We start from the raw sequence: 25,132 nt of genomic DNA on the forward strand, positions 1-25,132 counted from the left end.
TATGAGGACGATATGGTAACCATTCGTTTACAACGTGGTGGCGCGAAAAAGCGTCCGTTTTACCAGGTAGTAGTTTCTGACAGCCGTTGCGCTCGTGACGGTCGCTTCATCGAGCGCGTTGGTTTCTTCAACCCGGTCGCTTCTGGTTCTGCTGAAAAGCTGAATCTGGACCTGGCTCGTATCGAGCATTGGGTTGCTACTGGTGCCGCTGTTTCTGACCGCGTTGCCAAGCTGATCAAAGACGCTGCCAAAGCTGCTTAATCAGCCCAACGGTAAGGAGTTAAGGTGGAAAAACCTGTAGTTCTGGGCACTCTGGGTACCGTTTATGGCATCAAGGGCTGGCTTAAAGTGAACTCCTTCACCGATGTTGCCGAAGCGATTTTCGATTACAACCCCTGGATGATCAATCAGAACGGGGTGTGGCGTGAACTCAAGGTCTCGGCCTGGAAACGTCACAACAAGGGTCTAATTTGCAAGATCGATGGTATCGATCTGCGTGAAGATGCCCTGGCATTGACCAATGTCGAGATTGGCGTACCCGCCGATCTGTTGCCTGCGTTGCCTGAAGGTGAGTTTTACTGGCGTGACCTGATTGGTTGCTCGGTATCGACCACCAAGGGATACGACCTGGGCAAGGTGACCGAATTGATGGAAACCGGCTCCAACGATGTGTTGGTGGTTGAGGCCAATGTAAAAGATGCCTTTGGCGCGAAGGAGCGGTTGATTCCGTTCCTGGAAGAGCAGGTGATCAAGCATATTGATCTGACTGCTCGAACAATCGAAGTTGATTGGGATCCTGGTTTCTAGTTTCCCGCGGTAACACGAGTGCCGGAGGTTTCTTATGTGGATTGGGGTGATTAGCCTCTTCCCGGAAATGTTCCGAGCCATTACCGAGCACGGGGTAACGGGTCGGGCCGTCAAGAGCGGCCTGCTGCAGATTGAGTGCTGGAACCCCCGGGAGTTTACCCACGACAAACACCGTACGGTCGATGATCGTCCTTATGGTGGTGGGCCCGGCATGTTGATGATGGTTCAGCCGCTGCGTGACGCGATTCATGCAGCCAAGCAAGCGGCGGGAGACGGGGCGAAAGTCATCTATCTCTCTCCTCAGGGACGCAAGCTGACTCAAGCTGGCGTAACCGAGTTGGCGACGAATCAGAAACTGATTCTGGTAGCCGGTCGATACGAAGGTATCGATGAACGCGTGATACAAACCGAAGTCGACGAAGAGTGGTCTATCGGGGATTACGTGTTAAGTGGTGGCGAGTTGCCTGCCATGACCCTGATCGATGCGGTTTCGCGTCTGGTCCCCGGGGTTTTGGGTGATCAGGCCAGTGCCGAGCAAGACTCCTTCACGGATGGCTTGCTGGATCATCCCCACTACACTCGGCCGGAGTTGTTGGATGGATTGGCGGTGCCCGAGGCGCTGACAAGCGGCAATCACGAAGTGATCAGGCGCTGGCGTCTCAAACAGTCGCTCGGACGAACCTGGCAAAGAAGGCCGGAACTTATTAACAACCTAGCTCTGACTGACGAGCAAGAATCACTTCTTGCCGAGTATGTCCGCGAAGTGCGTGACAGCGTTAAGTAGAGTTTTCAGTTTATCCTAGGTAAGGAAAGACAATGAGCAAGATTATTCAGCAGCTTGAACAAGAGCAACTGCGTACCGACATCCCGGCATTTGCCCAGGGCGACACCGTACGTGTTCAAGTTCGTGTTAAAGAAGGTGGCAAAGAGCGTCTGCAGGCTTTCGAAGGCATCGTTATTGCCAAGCGTAACCGCGGTCTGCACTCTGCTTTCACCGTTCGCAAGATCTCCAACGGCGAAGGTGTTGAGCGTGTATTCCAGACTCACTCTCCGCTGATCCACAGTGTAGAACTGAAGCGTCGTGGTGATGTTCGCCGCGCCAAACTGTACTACCTGCGCAACCTGTCCGGTAAAGCTGCTCGTATCAAAGAGAAGCTCAACTAATTCGATTCGAATTGGTGTCGATATGTCGGCAAATAGCTCGACAGGTAGTGAAAAGGCTCGCCAATGGCGAGCCTTTTTTGTGTCCGCTGTTCAGGATCCTGACCGTACGCCAGCGTTCTGACCGCAGCTTACTGATTGACCCGTACCACAGAGTTGTCCCGTCCGAAGGGGCCTGGCACATAGTCGTCCGCCTCCCAGTCGTTGTCGTAGAGCGTCTCTCCGTTCGGTTTCACCAGCTGGTAGCAGTATTCGAAATGGCTGGGGCCATCGGTGGGCAAGTTTAGGGTGGTTCTGAACTCCCCGCTCTTCATCCGTTTGAGCTCTATGGGTTGCCACTGGCTGAACTCTCCCAGCAGCAATACCTGCTCGGCTTCACCTGCAGCCTCTTTTTCCACCGCGAAGGTCACCTTGACCTCGGGGCGGGACTTGAGAAATTGCTTGTTGATCGGCATGACGCCTCCTTGTCATTGATTGCGAAGAAATAGCTGCTGGCTATTTTTATATCACTTTATGACAAGGATGTTTATAACGGAGATCAAAGGGGCAGGGCAAAGTGTTGTTGCAGCAGGCCATGAGTGAACCCTGTCTTGAGGTAAAAGCCTCGTGGCAGTGTCAGAATTGGCTGACCATTGCGGCCGATGGCACGGGTCAGCGCCTTGTTGTTAGCTGCCTTGGGGCGCAACTGCAACACCTGGCCATGGCGAGCACTGATCTGCTCGACCTCTCCCAGCACTATCATGTCCATCAACTCTTCCCAGTCCTGGCGCAGCAATTTATCTTCCTCTTCACTCGGGCTCCACATCAGCGGCATGCCGATCCGGCGCTCTCCTACGGGGATGTCACGGCTACCCTCCACCGGGATCCAGAGTACTCGCGAGAGCTTGTTGCGCACATTCGACTCTTCCCAGCGCTGACCGCTGACGCCGATCAGTGGTGCTACGCAAACGAAGGTGGTTTCCAGCGGCTTGCCATAAGGATCTATGGGGATCGTCTTGAGCTCGATGCCGAGCTCGGGGAAGTCCTGCTCCGGCTTGCTGCCTGCGCTGGCCCCTAGTTGCCACTCGATAAGTTGACCGACCCAGCCCTTGTCCCGCCTCAAATCGCGAGGGACAGCAATGCCTGCATCGCTGGCCAGCTGTGCCAGCGAGAAGCCAGCCATAGCGTCGGCACGGGCCAGCAGTTCCTGTTCTGACTGGGGATTGGTGGGCATGAATGACTCCTGCAAAGGGGAATTATTTTAGCAAGTCTGATCCCTGATGAGGATCGCTGTTTTTATAACCGTTCCTGACAGGGGGCTGCACAGGGGGGGGCGTTTTGTAGGTAAGGACTTATCATAATGATTTTAAACGAATTTGTCTTTATGGTGCAGATCTTTCCGGCACAGGATCCCGAGTTGAAATAGTTGTCCAAGGGTTTGCTCATGCTGTTGCACACAGTTATCCACAGAAATCTTGGATAACTGCCGTAAAGTGGTAATAGTCAGGGTGTTGTTACAAAAAAATGTGAAACTGCACCGATTTTTGCTGCGATGGCAGGGCAGATAGTGTGCCACTCCTGTGGATAAATTGGCCGCGGTGGATCTTTGAACAGTTGAACTTGTTCACAATCGGGATCCCGGATCTCCGGCAGGGAAAGACATGGATCTTGATCCAGCACTGTTCATTTAACACTATGTATTTAAATACATATTTTGTTTTTATCGCCATGCTGTATGCTGATGCTTAATTTAGAGTAGATAACCAAAACTACTGTATATACCCGCTTGCTAACAGGCTTATGCACAGTCTGGGTGGGCAACTTGCGGGGCTTGATCCTTGGGTTTGTTCATAAGTCGGCTTGAAATTGAAAGTTATTCATGCGTGGGGGATTGCAGTCCTTGTTTGCTGCCACGGAGTGAATGTGGAACAATCTCCTTATAGATTCAGCCTTTATAAGGTGATCACGTGATAGATGGCGACGGGTTTCGTCCCAATGTCGGAATCGTGATCTGTAACCGTGACGGGCAAGTATTGTGGGCTAAGCGCTATGGGCAGCACTCCTGGCAGTTTCCGCAGGGAGGAGTTGATGACGGTGAGACGCCAGAACAGGCCATGTATCGTGAGCTGTATGAGGAGATAGGCCTCAAGCCCGAGGATGTGACCATCATGGCCACCAGTCGCAACTGGCTGAAGTACCGCTTGCCAAAACGCCTTGTTCGTTGGGACAGTTCACCGGTCTGTATTGGCCAAAAACAAAAATGGTTCTTGCTACAGCTGGATCCGGGCAGGGAGTCCAGGATCCAGTTCGGCTGTCATGGTCACCCCGAGTTTGATGATTGGCGTTGGGTCAGTTTCTGGTACCCGGTACGCCAGGTTGTCTCCTTCAAACGGGAAGTCTATCGACGGGTGATGACGGAGTTTGCCCCGTTGGCGATGCCAGTGCCTGTGGTGCAAGTAAATCGGAAAGATGGGCGGCGCAACCGCTCTCGCTAAGGAGCACATTCGTTGCTGACGGATCTCAGACGCATCGTCGAAAGCATGGCCGAAGCCAACACTCTGGAGTTGGCTTTGCAGGCATTGGTCAGCCAGACCCGGCGGGCCATGACGGTGGACTGCTGTTCCGTCTATGTGTCTGAGCCGGACATGCGCCGCTACCGACTGGCTGCGACCGATGGTCTGGCCGAGTCGGCGGTGGGCAAGGCAACCCTGCCGTTCGAGCAGGGTATCGTCGGTCTGGTGGGCCAGCGCGAAGAGCTGATCAACCTGGCCGATGCCCCCTCACACCCCAGTTTCAAGTTCCTGCCAGATGTCGCGGAAGAGGCGTTCCGCTCCTTCCTCGGTGCTCCCATCATGCATCAGCGCCAGGTGGTGGGCATTTTGGTGGTGCAACAAAAAGACAGTCGCCGTTTCGATGAGGGGGAGGAGTCCTTCATGGTGACGCTGGCAGCCCAGCTGGCCGCGCGCATCGCCCAGGCCCAGGCCAAGGGCTGGTTGCAGAAAACCGACTGGAGCAAGCCACTGCGTGGTATCGCCGGTGCCAGTGGCATCGCCATGGCCAAGGCCTGGGTGTGGCGGCCTCGCAAGGAACTCAGCGCCATCACGCCGCGCAAGGATGAGGAGCATGCCAAGCAGCTGGAACGGTTGAACGTGGCAGTGGAAGTGGTGCGCCACGATCTGGAGAGTCTGGCCCTGCGTTTTCGCGAGAGCTACAGCCAGGACTCGGTCGCCATCTTCGACATCTACCTGCATCTGCTCAATGACCCCGGTTACATCAAGCCCATCCGCAACAAGGTCAGCAAAGAGCACTGGACGGCCGTGTCAGCGGTGAAGCTCATCAGTGACCGGTTGATCGAGCAGTTCAAGGGGATGAAAGACCCCTATCTGCAGGAGCGATCCACCGATGTGAAGGACATAGCCCAGAGGCTCATCAGCCGACTGGTGCAGAATGAACCCGAACACATCACGGTCGGCGAGCCTGTGGTGCTGGTTGCCGACGAGGTGACGGCCACCATCCTCGCCGAGGTGCCGCGAGAGTTCCTGACCGGTGTGGTATCGCTCAAGGGCGGTACCAACTCCCACGCCGCCATACTGGCCCGCGCCATGGGGGTGGCGGCCATAATGGGGGTGGATTTGCCGCTCGGCGACATCGGCGGTCGCATGCTGGTGGTCGATGGCTACAGCGGCGATCTCTTCATCGAGCCCAATCAGGTGATCCTGACCGAGTATCGGCAACTGCTCAATGAGGAGCGGGCGCTGGATACGCTGGTGCGCAGCGTCGACAACCAGCCATCGGAAACTGCCGACGGCACCCCGGTGTCATTGCTGCTCAATGCGGGGCTGAGTGCAGATACCGAGATCTCCCTCAATCATCTGGCGGACGGGGTCGGGCTTTATCGCACCGAGATCCCCTTCATGCTGCAAGACAGCTTCCCCTCTGAGTGGGAGCAGACGGCGCGTTATCGTGGCATTCTGGAAACCTATCGCAATCGCCCTGTCTGCATGCGGACCCTGGACGTGGGGGGAGACAAGCAACTGCCCTATTTCCCCATCGTCGAGGAAAATCCCTTCCTTGGCTGGCGGGGGATCCGGCTCACGCTGGATCACCCCGAACTGTTCCTGGTACAGCTCAAGGCCATGCTGCGGGCCAGCGAAGGGCTGGACAATCTGGCCATCATGTTGCCGATGATCAGCAGCGTCAGTGAAATCAAGGCCTCCCGCCGGCTGCTCGATCAAGCTTGGCGGGAAGTATCTGAAGAGGCGGCCAGCCGCGATGCGGTGATCCGCTACCCCAGCCTGGGGGTGATGATAGAGGTGCCCTCCGCTCTCTATATCCTGCCGGAGATGGCGCCGCTCATCGACTTCTGGTCGGTGGGCAGCAACGACCTGACCCAATATCTGCTGGCAGTGGATCGCAACAATGCCCGCGTTGCCAACATCTACGATGCCTTCCATCCTGCTGTGATCCGCGCCCTGCAACTGCTGGTCGATGCATCCCATCGTTACCAGAAACCTGTGTCTGTGTGCGGCGAGCTGGCGGGCGATCCTGTTGGCGTACTGCTGTTGCTGGCCATGGGGTATCGCCGCTTCAGTATGAACACCCACAACATCTCCAGAATCAAGTATGTGCTGCGTCAATCCACCCTGAGCGAGTTGACTGCGCTGATGGCTGATGGCCTGAAGCACGACAATCCCCATGTGCTGCGTGGCTTGTTCGCTCGTTATCTGGAAGAGCACGGTTTGGGCGGCTTGCTGCGGGCCGGTCACAAAACGAAACAGACTGATTGATAATCATGCCTTGTCCCTGCTGACGAATGATCGGAAAATGCGGCTTTTCTAATGACTGGGGCCGCATATGCAGCACGATGGATATTGGGTTTTCTCGCAGGTTGATCCTGTAGCATTCAGTTTGGGGCCACTATCGGTACGCTGGTATGGTCTCATGTATCTGTTTGGTTTCGCCTTCGCCATGTGGCTGGCGGGACGTCGCGCCGATGCACCGAACAGCGGCTGGACCCGCAACGAGGTCTCTGACCTGCTGTTTTACGGCTTCCTCGGGGTGATCCTCGGTGGCCGGGTTGGTTATGTACTGTTTTACAACTTCGACATGTTCCTGGCCGACCCCCTCTACCTGTTCAAGATCTGGACCGGTGGCATGTCCTTCCACGGTGGCCTGATCGGTGTCATTACCGCCATGATCTGGTTTGCCCACAAGACCAAGCGTCACTTCTTTACTGTGGCCGACTTTGTGGCGCCGCTCATTCCGTTTGGTCTGGGTGTGGGTCGTGTCGGCAACTTCCTGAACGGTGAGCTGTGGGGACGGGTGACCGATGTGCCCTGGGCCATCATATTCCCTGAGGCTGGGCCCGAGCCGCGCCATCCCTCCCAGCTCTATCAGTTCGCGCTGGAAGGAGTGGTGCTTTTCATTATCCTGAATCTCTTTTGGCGCAAGAACCCGCCCGGTGGCGCCATCTCCGGCCTGTTCCTGTTCTGTTATGGTCTGTTCCGCTTCTTGGTGGAGTTTGTACGCCAACCGGACAGCCAGCTTGGTCTCTATTTCCAGGAGATCAGCATGGGCCAAATCCTGTCTATGCCCATGATTGTCGCCGGAGCCCTGATGGTCTGGGCTGCTTACAAGCGTCCGCAGTTGTTCGGTAATGCCGGGAAGGAGGTCAAGCAATGAGGGTTTATCTCGACCTGATGCAGAAGATCCTGGATGAGGGCACCGTCAAGTCCGATAGGACTGGCACTGGTACCGTCTCCCTGTTCGGGCATCAGATGCGCTTCAATCTGGCGCAGGGTTTCCCGCTGGTCACCACCAAGAAATGTCACCTGCGTTCCATCATTCACGAGCTGCTCTGGTTCCTCAATGGCGACACCAATACCGCCTATCTGAAAGAGCAGGGTGTCAGCATCTGGGATGAGTGGGCCGACGAGAATGGCGATCTGGGCCCGGTTTATGGCGCCCAGTGGCGCTCCTGGCCGGCGGCCGACGGCGCTGTCATCGATCAGATCCAGCGGGCTGTGGATGACATCAAGCACAATCCGGATTCGCGCCGCATCATAGTCTCAGCTTGGAACGTGGGTGAACTGGACAAAATGGCGCTGGCTCCCTGCCACGCCTTCTTCCAGTTCTACGTGGCGGATGGCAAGCTCTCGTGTCAGCTCTACCAGCGTAGCTGTGATGTCTTCCTCGGCCTGCCGTTCAATATCGCCAGCTATGCTCTGCTGACTCACATGATGGCTCAGCAGTGCAATCTGGAAGTGGGCGACTTCGTCTGGACCGGGGGTGATGTGCACCTCTACTCCAACCATATGGAGCAGACTGCGCTGCAGCTCTCTCGTGAGCCGAGGCCCTTGCCTCAGCTGGCGATCAAGCGAAAGCCCGATTCCATCTTCGACTATCGGTTCGAGGATTTCGAAATCCTGGGGTATGACCCCCATCCCGGTATCAAGGCGCCCGTCGCCATCTGATCGAAAGGCGCCCCGGGGCGCCTTTTTCATATATCAATACAGTTTGAAATTCATTTCATCGGTTGAGCCGTTGTCGTACAGAGGACGGCGAGAACCGGCAAATCGCAGATGCCCCTCCATTATATTCTCGGTTTTCCCGTTGTATTTAGCAGTAAGAAACGATTTTCCATTAATTGTTATGGGATATAGACTCAAATCAAAGCAATGCCGAGGATAATTTAACCATGAGTGATGTATTCAAAAAATTTCTTAAGCTGGAGGCCGCCTCCGGAATCATTCTGATCATGGCGGCCGTGCTGGCGATGATACTGGCCAACTCGGGTCTGGCGAGTGGGTATCAGGCGTTCCTGGATACGCCGGTACAGGTGCGAATCGCAGCTCTTGATATCAACAAGCCGCTGTTGCTCTGGATCAACGACGGTTTCATGGCCATCTTCTTCCTGTTGGTCGGGCTTGAGGTCAAGCGTGAGATGCTGGAAGGAGCACTATCTTCCCGCGTGCAGGCGACTTTCCCTGCCATCGCTGCAGTCGGGGGCATGCTGGCACCGGCACTCATCTACACCTTTTTCAACTACTCGGATGAAGCTGCACGTGCCGGTTGGGCTATTCCGGCTGCGACCGATATCGCGTTTGCTCTCGGCGTGATGGCATTGTTGGGCAAGCGGGTTCCGGTCAGTCTGAAGGTGTTCCTGCTGGCACTGGCCATCATGGACGACCTTGGGGTCATCATCATCATAGCGCTCTTCTATACCCAGCAGCTGTCGCTGGAGGCACTGGCAGTTGGCATCCTTGCGACCCTGACTCTGCTGTGGATGAATCGTCGTGGCGAGGACAGGATTGGCCTCTACATGCTGGTCGGATTGGTACTCTGGGTTGCGGTGCTCAAGTCTGGCGTCCATGCGACCCTGGCTGGCGTGATCGTGGGCTTCATGATCCCGCTCAACGGCAAGCGCTATGCCTCACCGCTCAAGCATCTGGAGCATGCTTTGCATCCCTGGAGTGCTTATTTGATCCTGCCGCTGTTTGCCTTTGCCAACGCCGGGGTTTCCCTTGATGGAATCGGTTTGTCCTCCCTGCTGAGTCCGGTTCCAATGGGTATCATGCTCGGGTTGTTTGTGGGCAAACCGCTTGGGGTATTCACCATCAGCTGGCTGTCGGTCAAACTGGGCATTGCTCAATTGCCGAGCGGGGTCAACTTCAAGCAGATTTTTGCCGTCAGCATTTTGTGTGGTATCGGTTTTACCATGTCGATGTTCATTGCATCGCTGGCGTTCGAGCATGGCGGATTGGATTACGGCAGCTATTCACGTCTCGGGATCCTGGTGGGGTCCACGCTGGCGGCAGTCGTCGGTTATCTCGCCTTGCGGATGTCGCTTCCCAACCGGGAAGCGGATCAAAGCACGGAGGGGTTATGAGAAAATATGGGTGGTTAATGATACTGATGAGTCCGGCTGTTTGGGCCGGCAGTCTGGAGGATTGCAAGCAAGATGCAGTATCGGCGAGCTGCTCTGCCTATTTGAACGGTGTGGTCGACAGCGCGCTCATGTTGGGAGACAAGCAGGCCAAGGCCAAGTTTGGTGAGACCTTCGCCGAGCGGGCGCTGAGCAGCCGGGCTGGTGAGATGGTCAAGCAGTCCAACAAGCGTTATTGCGGTGAGCGGATGCCGGACAAGGCCCATCTCAAAAGCACACTGCAGGCGAACTTCACTGCAAACAAGGTTGACTCGATCAGCGACATGTATGACATTCTGGCGGCTGAACTCAGCTGCTACCGGAGTCCGCGTAAAGCGGGAATCCCATCGGATGTCACACCTTAACTACAATCACCTCTACTATTTTTGGATGACTCAGAAGAAGGGCACTGTCACTCAGGCGGCAGAGGCCCTTTTTTTGACGCCGCAGACAGTGACCGGTCAGATCAAACTGCTGGAGCAACGTCTTGGCGGCAAGCTGTTGAAGCGAAAGGGGCGATCCCTGGAGGCTACCGAGCTCGGCCAGTTGGTGTTTCGCTACGCAGACAAGATGTTCAGCCTCTCCTACGAGATGCTGGATATCGTCAACTACCGCAAGGAGAGCCAGATCCTGTTTGACGTCGGCATCGCCGATGCACTCTCCAAGCGCCTCGCCAGCCGGGTATTGCTCTCTGTCATTCCCAACGATGGCTCCATCCACCTGCGCTGCTTCGAATCAACCCATGAGCTCTTGCTGGAGCAGTTGAGCGAGCACAAGCTCGACATGATCCTCTCCGACTGTCCGGTTGACTCCAGCCAGCATGCGGGCCTGCTCTCCAAGCGACTCGGCGGTTGTGGCGTCAGCTTCTTCTGCAAGGCGCCCTTGCCGGAGAAGGCCTTCCCGGCCTGTCTGGAAGAACGCAAGTTGCTGATCCCGGGTCGCCGCACCGCCATGGGTCGCCAGCTGACCCAGTGGTTCGAGCAGCAGGGGATCTCCCCCAGCATTCTCGGCGAGTTCGATGATGCGGCCCTGATGAAGGCGTTCGGCTTCTTCAATCAGGGCATCTTCATGGCGCCGACCATCTACCGGGAAGAGATCCTGGAAGGGGAAGAAGTGATGCTGATTGGGGAGACCCAGGATCTGATGGAAGAGTATTACGTCATCTTTGCCGAGCGCATGATCCAGCATCCGGCGGTAAAACGGGTGTGCGAGAGTGACTTCTCCTTCCTGTTTGCAGGCCAGGAGGACTTTGCCACGATTCAACCGGCAACCCTGTCATTTTAAATCGACGGCTCACAGAGTATGATTCTTGCCTCGAGCGAAAGGGGATGAGATGCAACTGGAAGAGATGGAGGCGAATGCGAGCCGTGCTGTGGCACTGCTCAAGGCGCTGGCCAACGAGCGAAGACTGTTTATTCTGTGCCAGCTGCTGGACAGGGAACTGTCTGTGGGGGAGCTTAACGAGGTACTCGGATTGAGCCAGTCAGCCCTGTCACAGCACTTGGCCGTGCTTCGGCGGGATGAGTTGGTGGAGACGCGAAAAGAGGCCCAGACGGTCTACTATTCGCTGCGCAGCCACGAGGTACGCGAGATGATAGGTTTGCTGCACAGACTGTATTGCAGTGCAGATAAATAAAAAACCGGCACTAAGGCCGGTTTTTTTAGCGTTATTCAGCCGGAGCTGATTAAGCCATAGCTTTGATCTGGGCAGACAGGCGGCTCTTGTGACGAGCAGCTTTGTTCTTGTGGATCAGGCCTTTGGTAGCCATGCGATCCATGATCGGCTGAGCGGTAGCAAAAGCAGCAACGGCAGCAGCTTTGTCGCCAGAAGCGATGGCAGCAATTACTTTCTTCAGATAGGTACGGGTCATTGAACGACGGCTGGCGTTGTGTTGACGACGTTTCTCTGATTGAATCGCGCGCTTCTTAGCAGATTTGATATTAGCCAAGGTAAAACTCCTAAAACTGTCTTAGCGAGTGTATTGAAAAGGCCCGGAAATATGCCTTCTCAACCACATATTGTCAAATGATTTGTGCAAATAAACACCGCCCCCCGGTGGTGTGTCAGTTGGGAGGCGGTTAAACTGTCGGCCGATTCTAGCAGCATTCTTTTCATTCTGACAGTTCCAGAGGCCTCGTCTTGAGTAAGAAATTGATCAAATCCGGCATGATAGTGTCCGGAATGACGCTGGTGTCCCGTGTGATGGGCTTGGTTCGCGATGTAGTCATCGCCAATCTGCTCGGTGCCGGGGTGGCCGCAGACGTCTTCTTCTTTGCCAATCGCATTCCCAACTTTCTGCGTCGCTTGTTCGCTGAAGGTGCTTTCAACCAGGCATTTGTTCCCGTGATGACGGAGTACAAGAAAAATAGCGACGAGCGTGAAGTGCGCGAATTGCTGGCCGCGGTAGCGGGTACGCTGGGGGGGATAGTGACAGTCGTGACCCTGCTGGGTGTGTTGGGTTCGGGTGTACTGACGGCGCTGTTCGGCTGGGGCTGGTTCTGGGACTGGTTGCACGGCGGACCCGCTGCAGAGAAGTTCGAGTTGGCCAGCCTGATGCTCAAAATCACCTTCCCCTACCTCTGGTTCATCACCTTTACCGCCATGGCGGGGGCCATCCTCAACACCTTTGGCCGTTTCGCTGTATCCTCGTTCACCCCTGTGTTTCTCAACCTCACCATGATAGGGGCTGCCTGGTGGATAGCGCCCCTGCTGGAGAGACCCGAGATTGCTCTCGCGATCGGTGTCTTTCTGGGTGGTTTGGTGCAGTTCCTGTTCCAGTATCCCTTTCTGCGCCAGATCAACATGCTGGTGTGGCCCAAGTGGGGTTGGCGCCACCCAGGGGTGGTCAAGATCCGTACCCTGATGATCCCGGCGCTGTTCGGGGTGTCGGTCAGTCAGATCAACCTGCTGATCAACACCATGCTCGCATCCTTCCTTGCCACCGGCGCCATCAGCTATCTCTATTACTCGGATCGCCTGCTGGAGTTCCCCCTCGGCCTGTTTGCGGTGGCCATCAGTACCGTTATCTTGCCTGCGTTGGCCAAGAAGCATGTGGATGCGGACCCGGCCGACTTCTCTCGCACCATGGACTGGGGGGTACGGATGGTGATGCTGCTCGGCCTGCCGGCCATGGTGGGGATAGCCGTGTTGCGCGAGCCCATACTGCGAGTGCTCTTCATGCGCGGCGAGTTCGGCATGCATGAGGTGAGCATGTCCAGTGCCAGTCTGCTGGCTTCCACCACGGGCCTGTTGTCGCTGATGTTGATCAAGGTGCTGGCACCGGGCTACTACGCTCGCCAGGACACCAGAACGCCAGTGCGGATCGGGGTGATGTCCATGATCGCCAACATGGTGTGCAACCTCATCTTCATCTTCCCCCTTGGCTATGTGGGGCTGGCGCTATCCACCGCCTGTTCAGGCTCGTTGAATGCGGCTCTGTTGTTCAAGGGCTTGTATCAACAAGGGGTTTACCGTCCGTCCCGCAATACCGGGCTGTTCTGCCTCAAGTCGCTGGTGGCGACCGTGCTGATGGGCGGCGTGCTTGCCTATCTGTCACCGGATCTCGCCCAGTGGGCTGCCTGGAGCATGGGCAAGGCCAGCTTGCAGCTGACCATGCTGCTCTGCCTGGGAGGGGGAATGTACGGGGCCATCTTGCTGCTACTTGGCATTCGGCCAAGACACCTTAGAGCGGGTCAGTAGCCGGTCTGATCCGGCTATAGCCGTACTGGAGCACTCTGGTGGGAGCGGAGCAAGACAGCTGAAGTCGGATCGGCAGCAGGACTGACCCTGCTGCACCATACGGGATTGCCTCGGCGGGCAGGGGATCTGGGCAAGATGCCTGAAATCGGGCCATGAGGGCTGACCCTGCCAGCTGGCTGATATATAATCCGCCGATTTCCATGGCAGCAACGCACAAGGCACTGATGGAGCTTATCCGCGGTATTCACAATATCAAGCCCCGTCACCGGGGATGTGTATTGACCATAGGCAACTTTGATGGGGTCCATCAGGGTCATCATGCCGTGTTGGCGCGCTTGCAGGAAAAAGCCGTTCAACTGGAGTTGCCAGCCTGCGTCATGCTGTTCGAGCCCCAGCCACTGGAACTGTTTGCCGGATCGGCTGCGCCTGCTCGCCTCAGCCGGCTGCGGGAGAAATACGAAGCGCTCAAGAGCATGCAGATCGACCGCATGCTCTGCGTGCGCTTCAACCATCGTTTCGCCGAGCAGTCCCCCAACAGCTTCATCGAGCAGTTGCTGGTCGAAAAACTGGGGGTGCGTTATCTGGTGGTCGGCGATGATTTTCGCTTCGGCAAGGGGCGGGAAGGGGACTTCCACCTGCTGGAGGAGGCGGGCCATCGCTTCGGTTTCGAGGTGATCAGTACCCAGAGCTTCCAGCTCGAACGGCAGCGGGTCAGCAGCACACTCGTACGCGAGGCCCTGAAAGCGGGCCGGATGGCGGAGGTGGAGATGATGCTCGGCCGCCCTTATACCATCAGCGGTCGGGTGGCCCACGGTGACAAGCTGGGCCGCACCATAGGTTTTCCCACCGCTAATCTGGCACTCAAGCGCCAGGTCATCCCGGTCGGTGGCGTGTTTGCAGTGGAAGTGTTATGTTCCGGCAAGACCTTCCCCGGCGTAGCCAATGTGGGTGTACGGCCGACAGTGAATGGCACACAAGCCAGATTGGAAGTACATCTATTTGATTTTTCTGGTGATCTATATGGTCAGCAGGTCAAGGTGCTGCTTCGCCACAAGCTGCGCGAAGAGCAGAAGTTTGCCTCTTTCACCGCCTTGAAAGAGCAGATCGAACGAGATGCCTTGGCGGCCCGAGCCTGGTTCGGGCTGCCACTACTCAATTTACCCAGCACTCTTTTAGAAAAGAAGGGAACCCAGGACTGATGAGCGACTATAAACACACCCTGAATCTTCCGGAAACCGAGTTTCCGATGCGTGGCGATCTGGCCAAACGCGAACCCAACATGCTGAAACGTTGGTACGATCAGGATCTTTACGGCGCCATTCGCCGCGCCAAAGCGGGCAAACCCTCCTTCATTCTGCATGACGGCCCCCCCTATGCGAACGGCAGCATTCACATCGGTCACTCGGTCAACAAGATCCTCAAAGACGTCATCATCAAGTCCAAGGGCCTCTCCGGCTTCGATTCTCCCTATGTGCCTGGCTGGGATTGTCACGGTCTGCCTATAGAGCTGAAAGTGGAAGGCATGGTTGGCAAGCCGGGTGAGAAAGTCTCCGCTGCCGAGTTTCGCGCCGAGTGTCGCAAATATGCCAAAACCCAGATCGAAGCGCAGAAGACCGACTTCATCCGTCTGGGTGTGCTGGGTGACTGGGAACATCCCTACCTGACCATGGACTTTGGCACCGAAGCCAACATCATCCGTTCCATGGCCAAGATCGTTGAAAATGGCCATCTGCACAAAGGCTCCAAGCCAGTGCACTGGTGTACCGATTGCGGTTCTGCGCTGGCAGAAGCGGAAGTGGAGTACTACGACAAGAACTCCCCCTCCATCGACGTGCGCTTCAAGGCCGTTGACGAGGCGACCGTGGCCGCCAAGTTTGATTGCCCTGAAGGCCACACTGGCAAGGGCCCCATCTCTGCGGTGATCTGGACCACGACTCCCTGGACTCTGCCCGCCAACCGCGCCATCGCCATGCATGCCGATCTGGACTATGCCCTGGTGCAAGTCGAAGGTGAACACCCCGAGCGCCTGATCCTGGCCGCCGAGCTGGTCAAGGATGTGATGGACAGGGCCGGTATCGAGAAGTTCCACAATCTGGGTTACACCAAGGGTGCCGCGCTCGAGCTGCTGCGCTTCAACCACCCCTTCTATCGCTTCGATGTGCCTGTGGTACTGGGTGATCACGTCACCCTCGATGCCGGTACCGGCGCCGTTCACACCGCCCCTGGCCACGGTCAGGAAGACTTTGTGGTCGGTCAGAAGTACGGTCTGGAAGTGGCCAATCCGGTTGGCAGCAACGGCGTTTACCTGCCGGATACCGAACTGTTTGCCGGCCAGCACGTGTTCAAGGCCAATGCGGCCGTGGTTGAGGTGTTGACCGAGCGCGGTGCCTTGCTGCACCACATGGTGTTCAACCACTCCTACCCGCACTGCTGGCGTCACAAGACCCCGATCATCTTCCGTGCCACCCCGCAGTGGTTCATCAGCATGGAGCAGAAGGGTCTGCGCAAGCGCGCGCTGGAAGAGATAGAGCGCATTGAGAAAGACGGGATCACCCAGCACGGACAGAGCGGCTGGGTGCCTGCCTGGGGCAAGAACCGCATTCAGGCCATGGTCGAGAACCGTCCTGACTGGTGCATCTCTCGTCAGCGTACCTGGGGTGTGCCCATCTCCCTGTTCGTTCACAAGGAGACCCAGCAACTTCACCCGGAATCCGTGCGCCTGATGCACGAAGTCGCCAAGCGTGTCGAGCAGTCCGGCATTCAGGCCTGGTGGGATCTGGACAAGGCCGAGCTGCTGGGTAGCGACGCAGACATGTACGACAAGGTGCCTGACACCCTGGACGTCTGGTTTGACTCAGGCTCGACCCACTCCTCAGTGGTAGATGCTCGTCCCGAGTTCAACGGTCACTCCGCCGACCTCTATCTGGAAGGCTCCGACCAGCACCGCGGCTGGTTCATGTCGTCGCTCATGATCGGCGTGGCCATGAAAGACAAGGCTCCCTACAACCAGGTACTGACTCACGGCTTCACCGTGGATGGTCAGGGTCGTAAGATGTCCAAGTCCATCGGCAATGTAGTCAGCCCGCAGGATGTGATGAACAAGCTGGGAGCCGACATACTGCGTCTGTGGGTCGCCAGTACCGATTACACCGGCGAGATGACGGTCTCCGACGAGATACTCAAGCGCTCTGCCGATGCTTATCGCCGCATTCGCAACACAGCCCGCTTCCTGCTGGCCAACCTGAATGGCTTCAATCCGGCAACAGACATGGTAGCTGCCGCCGACATGGTGGTGGTAGATCGCTGGGCAGTGGGTCGTGCCAAGGCAGCGCAAGCCGAGATAGTGACGGCCTTTGAAGAGTACAACTTCCACGGCGTGACCCAGAAGCTGATGCAGTTCTGCTCCATCGAGATGGGTTCCTTCTATCTGGACGTCATCAAGGACAGGCAGTACACCGCCAAGGCAGACAGCCTGGCTCGTCGTTCCTGCCAGACTGCGCTCTATCACATCGCCCAGGCCATGGTGCGCTGGATGGCACCCATCATGAGCTTTACCGCTGATGAAATCTGGGCACTGCTGCCCGGCGAGCGCAGCGAGTTCGTCTTCACCGAGGAGTGGTATGACGGCCTGTTCGGGCTGGATGCCGGCGAGCAGATGGACGATGCCTTCTGGGCCGAGATCCTCACAGTGCGCGGTGAAGTGAACAAGGCGCTGGAAGCGGCCCGGGGCGAGAAGCGCATCGGCGGCTCCTTGCAGGCCGAACTGACCCTGTTCGCCAAGCCGGAGTTGGCCGAGCGCCTGAATGCCCTTGCCGATGAGCTGCGCTTCGTGCTGCTCACCTCCAAGGCCAAGGTCATCACTGCTGACAGCGCACCGGAAGGTTCCGTTGCGACCGAGCGCGATGACCTCTGGCTGAGCGTGGCCCAGTCCGCCGCCGCCAAGTGCGACCGCTGCTGGCACCATGTGGAAGACGTTGGCACCATTGCCGGTCACGAAGAGATCTGTGGCCGCTGCGTCACCAACGTCGAGGGTGACGGCGAAACACGTCAATTTGCCTGATGAACATGACTCAACATAAAAGCGGCCTGCGTTGGCTGTGGCTGGCGGTGCTGGCATTCGTACTGGACCAGGCGAGCAAGCTCGCCGTGGTCAAGATGCTGCCATTTGGCTACCCGGGGGTGGAGATCACCCCCTTTTTCAATCTGGTCCACGTTTACAACAAGGGGGCAGCATTCAGCTTCCTGGCCGATCAAGGTGGCTGGCAGCGCTGGTTCTTCGCCGTGCTGGCGTTTGCCATCTGTGGTTTGCTGATCCACTGGTTGCGCAAGCAATCCGTCACCCAACGCTGGAGCGGTATCGCCTATTCGCTCATCATCGGCGGTGCCCTTGGCAACGTGTTTGATCGACTGGTACTGGGCCATGTGGTCGATTTCCTCGATTTCTACTGGCAGCGTTCCCATTGGCCGGCGTTCAACCTGGCCGACAGCTTCATCTTCATCGGTGCAGTCATGATAGTGCTGGAAGGCTTCCGCTCCGAAAAGAAGAAGGAGGCGCCATGAGCCAGCAGATAGCCGCTGACAGCTGTGTGCTGTTCCACTTTGCCATCAAGCTGGAAGATGGTTCAGTTGCTGACAGCACTGCGCTGCAAGGCAAACCGGCACGCCTGCGGATGGGAGATGGCAGCCTGACAGCCAGCTTCGAGCAGTGTCTGCTGGGGCTGTGTGCAGGGGAGAGCAAGAGCTTCACGCTGACCCCTGAGCAGGCGTTTGGTCTCTCCAATCCTGACAACATCTACCATCTGGACAGAGCCAAGTTCGGCGCAGATGTGGAGCCCAAGATTGGCACCATCATTCTGTTCGACCAACCCAATGGTAGCGAACTGCCCGGTATCATACGGGCGGTGGAAGGCATGTCGGTGACGGTCGATTTCAACCACCCCCTGGCCGGCCATACCGTCACCTTCGAGGTGGAGATCCTGGGCGTTGATGATGAGGAAAAGGTGATCTGATGGATATTTTGCTCGCTAATCCTCGTGGCTTTTGTGCCGGTGTCGATCGCGCCATCAGCATTGTCGAGAGCGCGCTTGAAAAGTTCGGGGCACCCATCTATGTCCGCCATGAAGTGGTGCACAACCGTTATGTGGTGAACAAGCTGAAAGAGGCGGGTGCCGTGTTCGTCGAGGAGCTGGACGAGGTGCCGGATGACAGTATCGTCATCTTCTCCGCCCACGGCGTGGCCAAGACGGTGCGCGAGATGGCCAAGTCCCGTGCTCTCAAGGTGTTCGATGCCACCTGTCCGCTGGTGACCAAGGTACACATGGAAGTCCATCGTGCCAGCCGCAAGGGCTCCGAGGCCGTGCTCATTGGTCATGCGGGTCATCCTGAGGTGATTGGCACCATGGGCCAATACGAAAACCGCGAAGGTGGCATGTATCTGGTGGAAACGCCTGACGATGTGGCCAGGCTCAAGGTGAAGAATCCGGATGATCTCTGCTTCGTCACCCAGACCACCCTGAGTGTCGATGAGACCTCGGATGTGATCGACGCCCTGCGCAAGCAGTTCCCCAAGATCCAGGGGCCACGCAAGGACGACATCTGCTACGCCACCCAGAACCGCCAGGATGCGGTACGGGAGATGGCGGGGCTGGTAGACGTCATGCTGGTGGTCGGGTCACGCAACTCTTCCAACTCCAACCGTCTGCGCGAGCTGGCCGAGAAGGTGGGCAGCAAAGCCTATCTTATCGACGATGCTTCCATGATCGAAACCGGCTGGCTGGAGGGGGTCAAGGCGATCGGTGTCACTGCAGGGGCCTCCGCACCGGACGTGCTTGTGCAGAACGTCATCGCCCGCCTGCGCGAGCTGGGTGGCAATATGGTCGTCGAGCATCCAGGTCGTGAAGAGAACGTGGTGTTTGAAGTGCCGCCCGAGCTGCGGATCCTTTAGAAGAGAGTGCCGGCTCTAGAGCCGGCATTTTTTCATGGAGAGCGTTCTCTGGTCATCGTGCGTTTTCGCTGCTTGGTCGCGACCGTTCAGTTGGCTCAGTGTGTGCTCTCCTTATCTGTGCATTCATTTCGCTCTGTAGCAGCGCCTCTTTAGGCTTGCTGTCGGACCGTCACTATCTTGCCCGATGCATGAGCCAATTTCCTTTCCATGATGACTGGGTCTGCCTTCTGCAGAATGCTAGCGTTAAGAATAAAAACCAGGCTGTTACCTCCGACTGCTGGATTACCAAAACGTTAGACCAATATCCTTCGTCCAACAGTGAAAGGCATAGATAGTAACCAACAGAGGCTTTGCATCAGTTCAGATTCAGCAACAGAGTGTCTAGAAATCAAGGGCGATTCAATATATGCACCGAGAGATTGTGCATAAAATACTGCTAAACGCGTTAACTACAGGCCAATCACTACCCAGAGCAATGACCAAACAATCAACTCAGATGAATTGCTTTCTCAAGGTGTTTTTAGGCCAAGTTTTTCTTTTCCTGTCAACCAACTCCAGATGCCTTGGAGAGGTAATATTTCATAGCTATTTCTTATTTCTGTGGACTGATGATAGTCCTTTTTCATGCAGTTCATTATTTATCCTCTGATGGTCTGGCTAAATTAAATAATTAATGGTGTAAAATATGGCCATGCTTAACAAAACAGCATTGACAATATTCTTAATGTAAAATGCTACAATGACACTAATAAGTGTGCCCAGAAAGTACGGATTCTGAGGGAAGTCTCTTACTACACCATGTTCCATTAGTATGATAGGGCCACAGATTGCAGTCATGAGGCATGGCGCAGAATATTTAAGTGCCCTATTAATAATTTTTGGTATTTTCAATGGTACATTCGGTTCAAGAAAAATATAACGATTAAAGAATACTGTTGTTGCCAGTGCTAAAATCAGAAACCAACTCATCTTTTATCCTTATTTAATCATTCTTATGACTGTTCTTCTTTCAGCAGCACAGATGCAAGTACCGCAGAGAACATGCCGCAGAGTCCGGAGATGACAATGGCTCCCTCCAGCTGCCAATAGCTCAGAAGCATGGCGAGTAGCAGGGAAACCACAACCCCAATAAGGGTGCTTATTTTTTTTACCATCGGCACAACAATGGTGACAAAAGTGGCGACGATAGAGTAATCGAGGTGATATTTGTCAAGGTCAGGTACAGAAGATGCCATTACAATACCCATCAGGCTGAAAACATTCCAAGAAAGGTAGAAGGTCAGCCCGGCGCCGATTAAATAACTTGGTGTTAATTCCGATCTTTTATTTTTTGTCTCACTCAGGGCGAACAGCTCATCGGTTAGCAAAAAACCAATAGGCAGACGAAGTTTAATCTTCAGATGGGACACAAACTCTCTTAGTGTCAGACCATATATGAAATGCTGTGATGTGATAAAAAATACTGACACAAGAATTGCAAATAAGTTTGCTCCTGTCATTATCATGCCGAGGGTAACTAGCTGAGCTGCACCGGCAAAAACAATGGCAGACATTCCTACGCTCTGCCAGAAAGTTAAACCAGCCTGTATAGCCATCGAGCCAGCCAGTATGCCCCATGGAATCACTGATACACACAGAGGTAGCATTTCGATAGCTCCACGCACAAAAGATGAGCGCGAAGATGACTGCTGCTCAGGGGAGGAGCAGGTGCCTGATTCAATCATTGCCTTTCTCATAGGTTAGGTAAATGGGCCATTAATATTAACGGACCCAGAGGTGGCAGTATTGAATGATCTTGCTTAAGGTGGAAAACATGAGTGAGCACAAATAAAGCGCTCTGGTTGATCAGCAGATGGATAGAGCACTGCTCTCAGTAGCGTTTCATTAACGGTTTTAAGTCGGCAGTTTTCCACCCACCCTGTAGTTAGTCGATAAATAATCTCGATTTGTTCCTGAGAGGTCAGCTTTTGATGAACTCGCCGGGCGTTAGACCAACAGAACTTTTAAAATGGCGGTGGAAATGGCTTTGATCGGTAAAGCCACAGATGATGGCTGTATCAAGGATGGATACGCCTTGTCGCAGCAAAACACGAGCCTTGCGCAGGCGTGCCTGCACCAGATATGCGTGTGGTGTCATGCCGGTTACCACCTTGAATTGCCTAAGAAAATGCCACTGACTCAGGCCTGCCAGTTCCGCGAGCCGTGTCAGTGTGTGTTCCTCTTGTGGACAGCAATCCATCAACTCTTTAGCTCGAAGGATAGGTAGTGTGCCGGCTGGCCGCTCCACCTGAGTTTTACGCGTTCTACTGTAGCGCAAACTCAGCAGCATGAGTGAAGAGAGCAATAGGGTCTCTTTAAGCAGCTTATTGCCTTCTTGCTCCAGCATATTGAAGGTAAGCAGTAGCTGTTCCGAAAGACCGGGATCGTGGATCACCGCATCGGGGAACCAGGGGATAAAATCTGTGTCATCTGGTGTCTGTCGCAGGATATTGCGCAGCATCTCTGGATGGGGGTAGATGGCACGGTAGCCCCAACCTTGCTCTAGATCGGAGCTGCCAGTATGCACGTCGTCTGCGTTGACTATGATGATATCTCCGCGCGGTGCAACGTGTTCTGTCCCGGAGCGGTAAAATCGCTGGGCTCCCTGATCGATAACGCCAATGCAGAAGGTGTCATGGACATGACGGGCAAAGCGCTGCTTGTAATAGCGCGCCTGAAGCATGTCAACGCCACCTAGCGCATCGATGTGTTGAAAGTGGGTCTGTTCTTTCCTCTCTGTCGTCACAATATCAACCTGTGCCACTTTGTATAAAAGTGCTGTTCCCAATTAGACGTTGTCTGGATTTTTTTCAGACATCTTTCTAGCGAGTTGGTGGCGGTTCAATGGGTTCCGCTCTGGTGTCGTTGCAAGCCGCAAAAAATCTATGGCCTCATATCACGTATCAAAAACCACCTTAGGGTGGTTGAGTGTACCTCTCAGTTGGTTTTGTATGAAGCCTTTTTGCCTGAGCTCTGGGTATGCGGGTTTGTAGTGGCCACTTGAAGGGGGACTGACTTGGGAAGTAGAGGCGACTCAGTTTGAAGTACCGCCCGAGCTTAGAATTATTTGAGTGCAGCCAGAAAGGCTTAAGAATAAAGTATGATGATATTGACGCCGAGTTTGTCGTGGTGACAGGCTCGGCGTTAAACTTGTAACGCGGTCAATCACCAAGGATGGGATATGATTGGGTTCTTTCGAGGCTTTTCTCTTGTTGAGTTGATGATTGTCGTCGCCATTGTTGCGATCCTTGGCACCATCGCTTACCCCTCTTATCAGCAGTACCTGCTGACCAGCCACCGTGTCGATGCCAAAAAGATGCTGTTGGACGCTGCCAACCGGCAGGAAACCTACTTCATGGATTTCAATCAATACACCTCCTCGGCTGCAGACCTCAATCTTTCTGAAAGCTCGGATGCTGGCCACTATCGTCTGGTTTTGTCTGCCGCTGGCAACTCTTTCCGGTTGTCCGCAACAGCATCCGGTGCGCAAGGGGCTGATAGCGACTGCGTGGTGTTTTCAATCGATCAAAATGGTACGAGAAGCGCTCTGGATAGCAGCGACAGTACCAACAACGATTGTTGGGATTGAGTGATGAGACGGCTAACTTGCCTGGCTGGATTCAGTCTGCTGGAAGTAATGATAGCGGCGGTAGTGCTTTCGTTTGGTCTGTTGGGGTTGGTTGCCATGCAGGTACAAGCAAAGTTTTCCAGTTATGAGGCAAGACAGAGAACCATTGCCAGCTGGCTGGCCAATGACATGGTTGAGCGTCTCAAGGTAAACCGTGGGGCATGGGAGCTTCAGGCCAGCAATACCTGGATTGTCAGTGGCGGAACCTCATCCTTGCCATCTTGTGCCAATGAGAATGGCACCATGAGCGGTTGCAGCAATGCCGATTTGCTGGCGCTTGACCTTTATTTCTGGCGACAGTCGCTACTGGGTAGTGCGGCATCCGGGGCTGGAACGACCCTGCGCAATCCCACTGGCTGCATTATCAAAGGTGCAAACAATGCGTTGACCGTCGCCATCTTCTGGGCGGGTCGCGAATCGTCCCATGATGGTGCGGCAGCCGGTGCTGTAGCCCCCGCCATTACCGCTTCTTGCGGAATTGCTGGCCTGGATTTGACGAGGCGTCAGTTTGTTCTGACGACAACCCTGTGAACAGTCGCGGTTTTACGTTGGTTGAATGGCTTATCGCCATGGTCATCGGCGTTTTTTTGCTGGGTGGCGTGTTGGCTGTTTTTGTTGCCTCCCGCTCTACTACCAATGAGTCCTTTGATCAGAGCGAGCTGCTCGAGAACGGCCGCATTGCCATGCGTCTTATCACCCAGGATTTACGCTGGGCCGGATTCTGGGGTGACTTCACGGGAGGGGCTTTGACTGTGGGCGATGAGCTGACCTTGTCTTCCGGGGCTACCGTGGCAAATGATTGTCTGGATGAGCGAAATGAAGGGAGCCTTCCCTCCAGCCTCTTCCCGGTGCGCCCACTCTGGGTTACCCATATCAGCACGGCAGGCACCATGAGCGGTTTTGCCTGTATTTCATCCCCTACTCGCGTGGCCAACACGGATGTCATCAGCATCAAGCGCCTGATTGGCAATCCGGTGACGGGAGGGTTGGATGCCAATCGCTTCTATATGGCTACCAATACTCAACTGGCTCATTTATTCAGAGGTAATGAGACAGCTCCCTCCGAGACAACCATGCCGATGCGTCAGATTTGGGAGTACCAGCACCACGTCTATTATCTCTCTCCTAACGGCAGCGGTGGTTTTGAACTGCGCAAGCGAATGCTCACTGCTGATGGTGGATCCTGGTTGATATCAGGGGCCTTGGTGGATGGTATTGAGCGGATGGTGCTGTTGTTCGGGGTCGACACCAGCAATGTGCCGGATGGTCGTATCGACAAGTTTTCTGCCATAGATGCAGTCACCTCGCAAGAGTGGGGTGAAGGGCGGGTGATAGCAGTCCGTGTGTTTTTGCTGGTGCGCTCGCTGCAGGCATCCAGCCGCTACACCAATAACAATGTCTATCAACTGGGTGATGTCAGCGTGGCCGGCAATGGGGATGGATTTCGCCGCCTGCTTCTGGAAAGCACTGTGGTGCTGCGCAATCCCATGATGATGGCGGGAGGTGGGCAGTGAGGCATTCACGTGGTGTGGCATTGATAGTTGCGCTGGTGATCCTGGCTCCTTTGACACTGATCGCCGTGGTGTTGATGCAATCTGGTGGCATGGATCTGCGTGCCAGTGGGGCGGCGGCAGCGTTACAGCAGGTCGAGCACAGGGTGGAGGGCATCATAGGTGGCGCCATGCAGCAAACAGGGCTCGCTACCCAGATTGCTCAGATGCCTTCTGTTTCTACTGCGACGTCAACAGTGAGTGGCTCCATGGGTAATGCCATCATGCAATATAGAAGTGAAACCGTGTGCAAGCGACGATTTGACGCAACCAGCAAGAACGTCATACCCGCCTGCCGTTATATGGAGCTCGAGGCAAGCCAGGCGTACGGGAAACAGGGACGTCCCATGACCTGGACTGTTGGGGTCGAACAGCCATTGTTAAAGAAGGCTGAATAGGA

28 protein-coding genes are annotated in these 25,132 nt (G+C 55.4%); 22 read left to right on the top strand and 6 right to left on the bottom strand.

The features are described 5' to 3' along the window. The first annotated feature begins 12 nt into the window (after positions 1-12). The 4 genes from rpsP to rplS are packed head-to-tail and all read left to right on the top strand — an operon-like array spanning position 13 to position 1,971. Positions 13-261 carry a 30S ribosomal protein S16 gene (gene rpsP, locus GWQ29_RS04765; protein ID WP_021141082.1) on the top strand — a complete coding sequence of 83 codons (249 nt, stop codon included), beginning with the start codon at positions 13-15 and terminating at the stop codon, positions 259-261. Positions 262-285: 24 nt separating this feature from the next. Beyond that, entirely contained in the window at positions 286-807 is a 522-nt protein-coding gene (gene rimM / locus GWQ29_RS04770; RefSeq protein WP_005313510.1) for a ribosome maturation factor RimM, read from the top strand. A 34-nt stretch (positions 808-841) separates the two neighbouring features. Then, the gene (gene trmD, locus GWQ29_RS04775) at positions 842-1,591 is read left to right on the top strand and encodes a tRNA (guanosine(37)-N1)-methyltransferase TrmD (RefSeq protein ID WP_005313508.1); all 750 of its coding nucleotides are present in this window, start codon (positions 842-844) and stop codon (positions 1,589-1,591) included. Between the two features lie 32 nt (positions 1,592-1,623). Continuing rightward, a complete protein-coding gene (gene rplS, locus GWQ29_RS04780) occupies positions 1,624-1,971 on the top strand; it encodes a 50S ribosomal protein L19 (protein ID WP_005313505.1) in 348 nt (115 codons plus the stop codon). 128 nt (positions 1,972-2,099) lie between these two features. Here the strand turns inward: rplS and GWQ29_RS04785 are convergent, their stop codons facing one another. Next, positions 2,100-2,423 carry an isoamylase early set domain-containing protein gene (locus GWQ29_RS04785; RefSeq protein WP_005313501.1) on the bottom strand — a complete coding sequence of 108 codons (324 nt, stop codon included), beginning with the start codon at positions 2,421-2,423 and terminating at the stop codon, positions 2,100-2,102. Between the two features lie 83 nt (positions 2,424-2,506). Then, the gene (gene mutH, locus GWQ29_RS04790; RefSeq protein WP_275918866.1) at positions 2,507-3,181 is read right to left on the bottom strand and encodes a DNA mismatch repair endonuclease MutH; all 675 of its coding nucleotides are present in this window, start codon (positions 3,179-3,181) and stop codon (positions 2,507-2,509) included. Between the two features lie 733 nt (positions 3,182-3,914). On the opposite strand from mutH, the gene rppH reads away from it, so the two are divergent. The 8 genes from rppH (at position 3,915) to GWQ29_RS04830 (ending at position 11,507) form a co-directional block, all read left to right on the top strand. Continuing rightward, positions 3,915-4,442 carry an RNA pyrophosphohydrolase gene (gene rppH, locus GWQ29_RS04795; RefSeq protein WP_005313497.1) on the top strand — a complete coding sequence of 176 codons (528 nt, stop codon included), beginning with the start codon at positions 3,915-3,917 and terminating at the stop codon, positions 4,440-4,442. Positions 4,443-4,454: 12 nt separating this feature from the next. Next, complete coding sequence (gene ptsP / locus GWQ29_RS04800; protein ID WP_265422192.1) at positions 4,455-6,734, top strand: phosphoenolpyruvate--protein phosphotransferase; 2,280 nt, start codon at positions 4,455-4,457, stop codon at positions 6,732-6,734. 67 nt (positions 6,735-6,801) lie between these two features. Next, positions 6,802-7,629, top strand: a complete 828-nt coding sequence (lgt, locus tag GWQ29_RS04805) for a prolipoprotein diacylglyceryl transferase (RefSeq protein WP_275909288.1) — start codon at positions 6,802-6,804, stop codon at positions 7,627-7,629. Continuing rightward, on the top strand, positions 7,626-8,420 hold the full coding sequence (thyA, locus tag GWQ29_RS04810; protein WP_275909287.1) for a thymidylate synthase: 795 nt from the start codon (positions 7,626-7,628) through the stop codon (positions 8,418-8,420). Before lgt ends, thyA begins: the two co-directional genes overlap by 4 nt. Positions 8,421-8,644: 224 nt before the next feature. After that, positions 8,645-9,835, top strand: coding sequence for a Na+/H+ antiporter NhaA (gene nhaA / locus GWQ29_RS04815; protein ID WP_059168770.1), 1,191 nt, complete (start codon positions 8,645-8,647; stop codon positions 9,833-9,835). After that, positions 9,832-10,236 (top strand): hypothetical protein, encoded by a 405-nt coding sequence (locus tag GWQ29_RS04820; protein ID WP_265422198.1) that lies wholly within the window; start codon positions 9,832-9,834, stop codon positions 10,234-10,236. Before nhaA ends, GWQ29_RS04820 begins: the two co-directional genes overlap by 4 nt. Next, complete coding sequence (nhaR, locus tag GWQ29_RS04825; protein WP_021138578.1) at positions 10,223-11,155, top strand: transcriptional activator NhaR; 933 nt, start codon at positions 10,223-10,225, stop codon at positions 11,153-11,155. Before GWQ29_RS04820 ends, nhaR begins: the two co-directional genes overlap by 14 nt. Positions 11,156-11,204: 49 nt before the next feature. Next, positions 11,205-11,507, top strand: coding sequence for a metalloregulator ArsR/SmtB family transcription factor (locus GWQ29_RS04830; protein ID WP_005313481.1), 303 nt, complete (start codon positions 11,205-11,207; stop codon positions 11,505-11,507). 49 nt (positions 11,508-11,556) lie between these two features. Here GWQ29_RS04830 and rpsT read toward each other — a convergent pair whose 3' ends face one another. Continuing rightward, positions 11,557-11,820, bottom strand: a complete 264-nt coding sequence (gene rpsT, locus GWQ29_RS04835) for a 30S ribosomal protein S20 (RefSeq protein WP_005892298.1) — start codon at positions 11,818-11,820, stop codon at positions 11,557-11,559. A 191-nt stretch (positions 11,821-12,011) separates the two neighbouring features. Between rpsT and murJ the strand changes: the two genes are divergently transcribed. The 6 genes from murJ (at position 12,012) to ispH (ending at position 19,515) form a co-directional block, all read left to right on the top strand. Next, positions 12,012-13,571, top strand: a complete 1,560-nt coding sequence (gene murJ / locus GWQ29_RS04840; protein ID WP_275918867.1) for a murein biosynthesis integral membrane protein MurJ — start codon at positions 12,012-12,014, stop codon at positions 13,569-13,571. Between the two features lie 224 nt (positions 13,572-13,795). Continuing rightward, on the top strand, positions 13,796-14,770 hold the full coding sequence (gene ribF / locus GWQ29_RS04845) for a bifunctional riboflavin kinase/FAD synthetase (RefSeq protein ID WP_059111817.1): 975 nt from the start codon (positions 13,796-13,798) through the stop codon (positions 14,768-14,770). Further along, a complete protein-coding gene (ileS, locus tag GWQ29_RS04850; protein WP_275918868.1) occupies positions 14,770-17,631 on the top strand; it encodes an isoleucine--tRNA ligase in 2,862 nt (953 codons plus the stop codon). The genes ribF and ileS overlap by 1 nt, the downstream gene beginning before the upstream one ends. Beyond that, positions 17,631-18,131, top strand: a complete 501-nt coding sequence (lspA, locus tag GWQ29_RS04855) for a signal peptidase II (protein ID WP_096119710.1) — start codon at positions 17,631-17,633, stop codon at positions 18,129-18,131. The genes ileS and lspA overlap by 1 nt, the downstream gene beginning before the upstream one ends. After that, the gene (fkpB, locus tag GWQ29_RS04860) at positions 18,128-18,580 is read left to right on the top strand and encodes an FKBP-type peptidyl-prolyl cis-trans isomerase (protein WP_270686802.1); all 453 of its coding nucleotides are present in this window, start codon (positions 18,128-18,130) and stop codon (positions 18,578-18,580) included. Before lspA ends, fkpB begins: the two co-directional genes overlap by 4 nt. Continuing rightward, positions 18,580-19,515 (top strand): 4-hydroxy-3-methylbut-2-enyl diphosphate reductase, encoded by a 936-nt coding sequence (gene ispH, locus GWQ29_RS04865; RefSeq protein ID WP_059111730.1) that lies wholly within the window; start codon positions 18,580-18,582, stop codon positions 19,513-19,515. Before fkpB ends, ispH begins: the two co-directional genes overlap by 1 nt. Before the next feature lie 657 nt (positions 19,516-20,172). On the opposite strand, the gene GWQ29_RS04870 is transcribed toward ispH, so the two are convergent. The 3 genes from GWQ29_RS04870 to GWQ29_RS04880 form a co-directional block, all read right to left on the bottom strand. Beyond that, positions 20,173-20,484, bottom strand: a complete 312-nt coding sequence (locus tag GWQ29_RS04870) for an AzlD domain-containing protein (RefSeq protein ID WP_234578583.1) — start codon at positions 20,482-20,484, stop codon at positions 20,173-20,175. 23 nt (positions 20,485-20,507) lie between these two features. Next, positions 20,508-21,239 carry an AzlC family ABC transporter permease gene (locus tag GWQ29_RS04875; RefSeq protein WP_275918869.1) on the bottom strand — a complete coding sequence of 244 codons (732 nt, stop codon included), beginning with the start codon at positions 21,237-21,239 and terminating at the stop codon, positions 20,508-20,510. 236 nt (positions 21,240-21,475) lie between these two features. Beyond that, positions 21,476-22,342, bottom strand: coding sequence for an AraC family transcriptional regulator (locus GWQ29_RS04880; protein ID WP_234593084.1), 867 nt, complete (start codon positions 22,340-22,342; stop codon positions 21,476-21,478). A 393-nt stretch (positions 22,343-22,735) separates the two neighbouring features. Between GWQ29_RS04880 and tppA the strand changes: the two genes are divergently transcribed. The 4 genes from tppA to tppD are packed head-to-tail and all read left to right on the top strand — an operon-like array spanning position 22,736 to position 25,130. Further along, on the top strand, positions 22,736-23,143 hold the full coding sequence (gene tppA, locus GWQ29_RS04885) for a type IVa pilus pseudopilin TppA (protein ID WP_219615116.1): 408 nt from the start codon (positions 22,736-22,738) through the stop codon (positions 23,141-23,143). Positions 23,144-23,146: 3 nt separating this feature from the next. Beyond that, positions 23,147-23,713, top strand: a complete 567-nt coding sequence (tppB, locus tag GWQ29_RS04890; RefSeq protein ID WP_275918870.1) for a type IVa pilus pseudopilin TppB — start codon at positions 23,147-23,149, stop codon at positions 23,711-23,713. After that, complete coding sequence (gene tppC, locus GWQ29_RS04895; RefSeq protein ID WP_219598365.1) at positions 23,710-24,696, top strand: type IVa pilus pseudopilin TppC; 987 nt, start codon at positions 23,710-23,712, stop codon at positions 24,694-24,696. The genes tppB and tppC overlap by 4 nt, the downstream gene beginning before the upstream one ends. Beyond that, positions 24,693-25,130: a type IVa pilus pseudopilin TppD gene (tppD, locus tag GWQ29_RS04900; RefSeq protein WP_275918871.1), complete on the top strand. Its 438-nt coding sequence runs from the start codon at positions 24,693-24,695 to the stop codon at positions 25,128-25,130. The genes tppC and tppD overlap by 4 nt, the downstream gene beginning before the upstream one ends. The last annotated feature ends 2 nt before the right edge of the window (positions 25,131-25,132 follow it).

The sequence above is a fragment of the Aeromonas sp. 2HA2 genome (genome assembly GCF_029237345.1).
In the GTDB taxonomy this organism is placed as follows: domain Bacteria; phylum Pseudomonadota; class Gammaproteobacteria; order Enterobacterales; family Aeromonadaceae; genus Aeromonas; species Aeromonas salmonicida.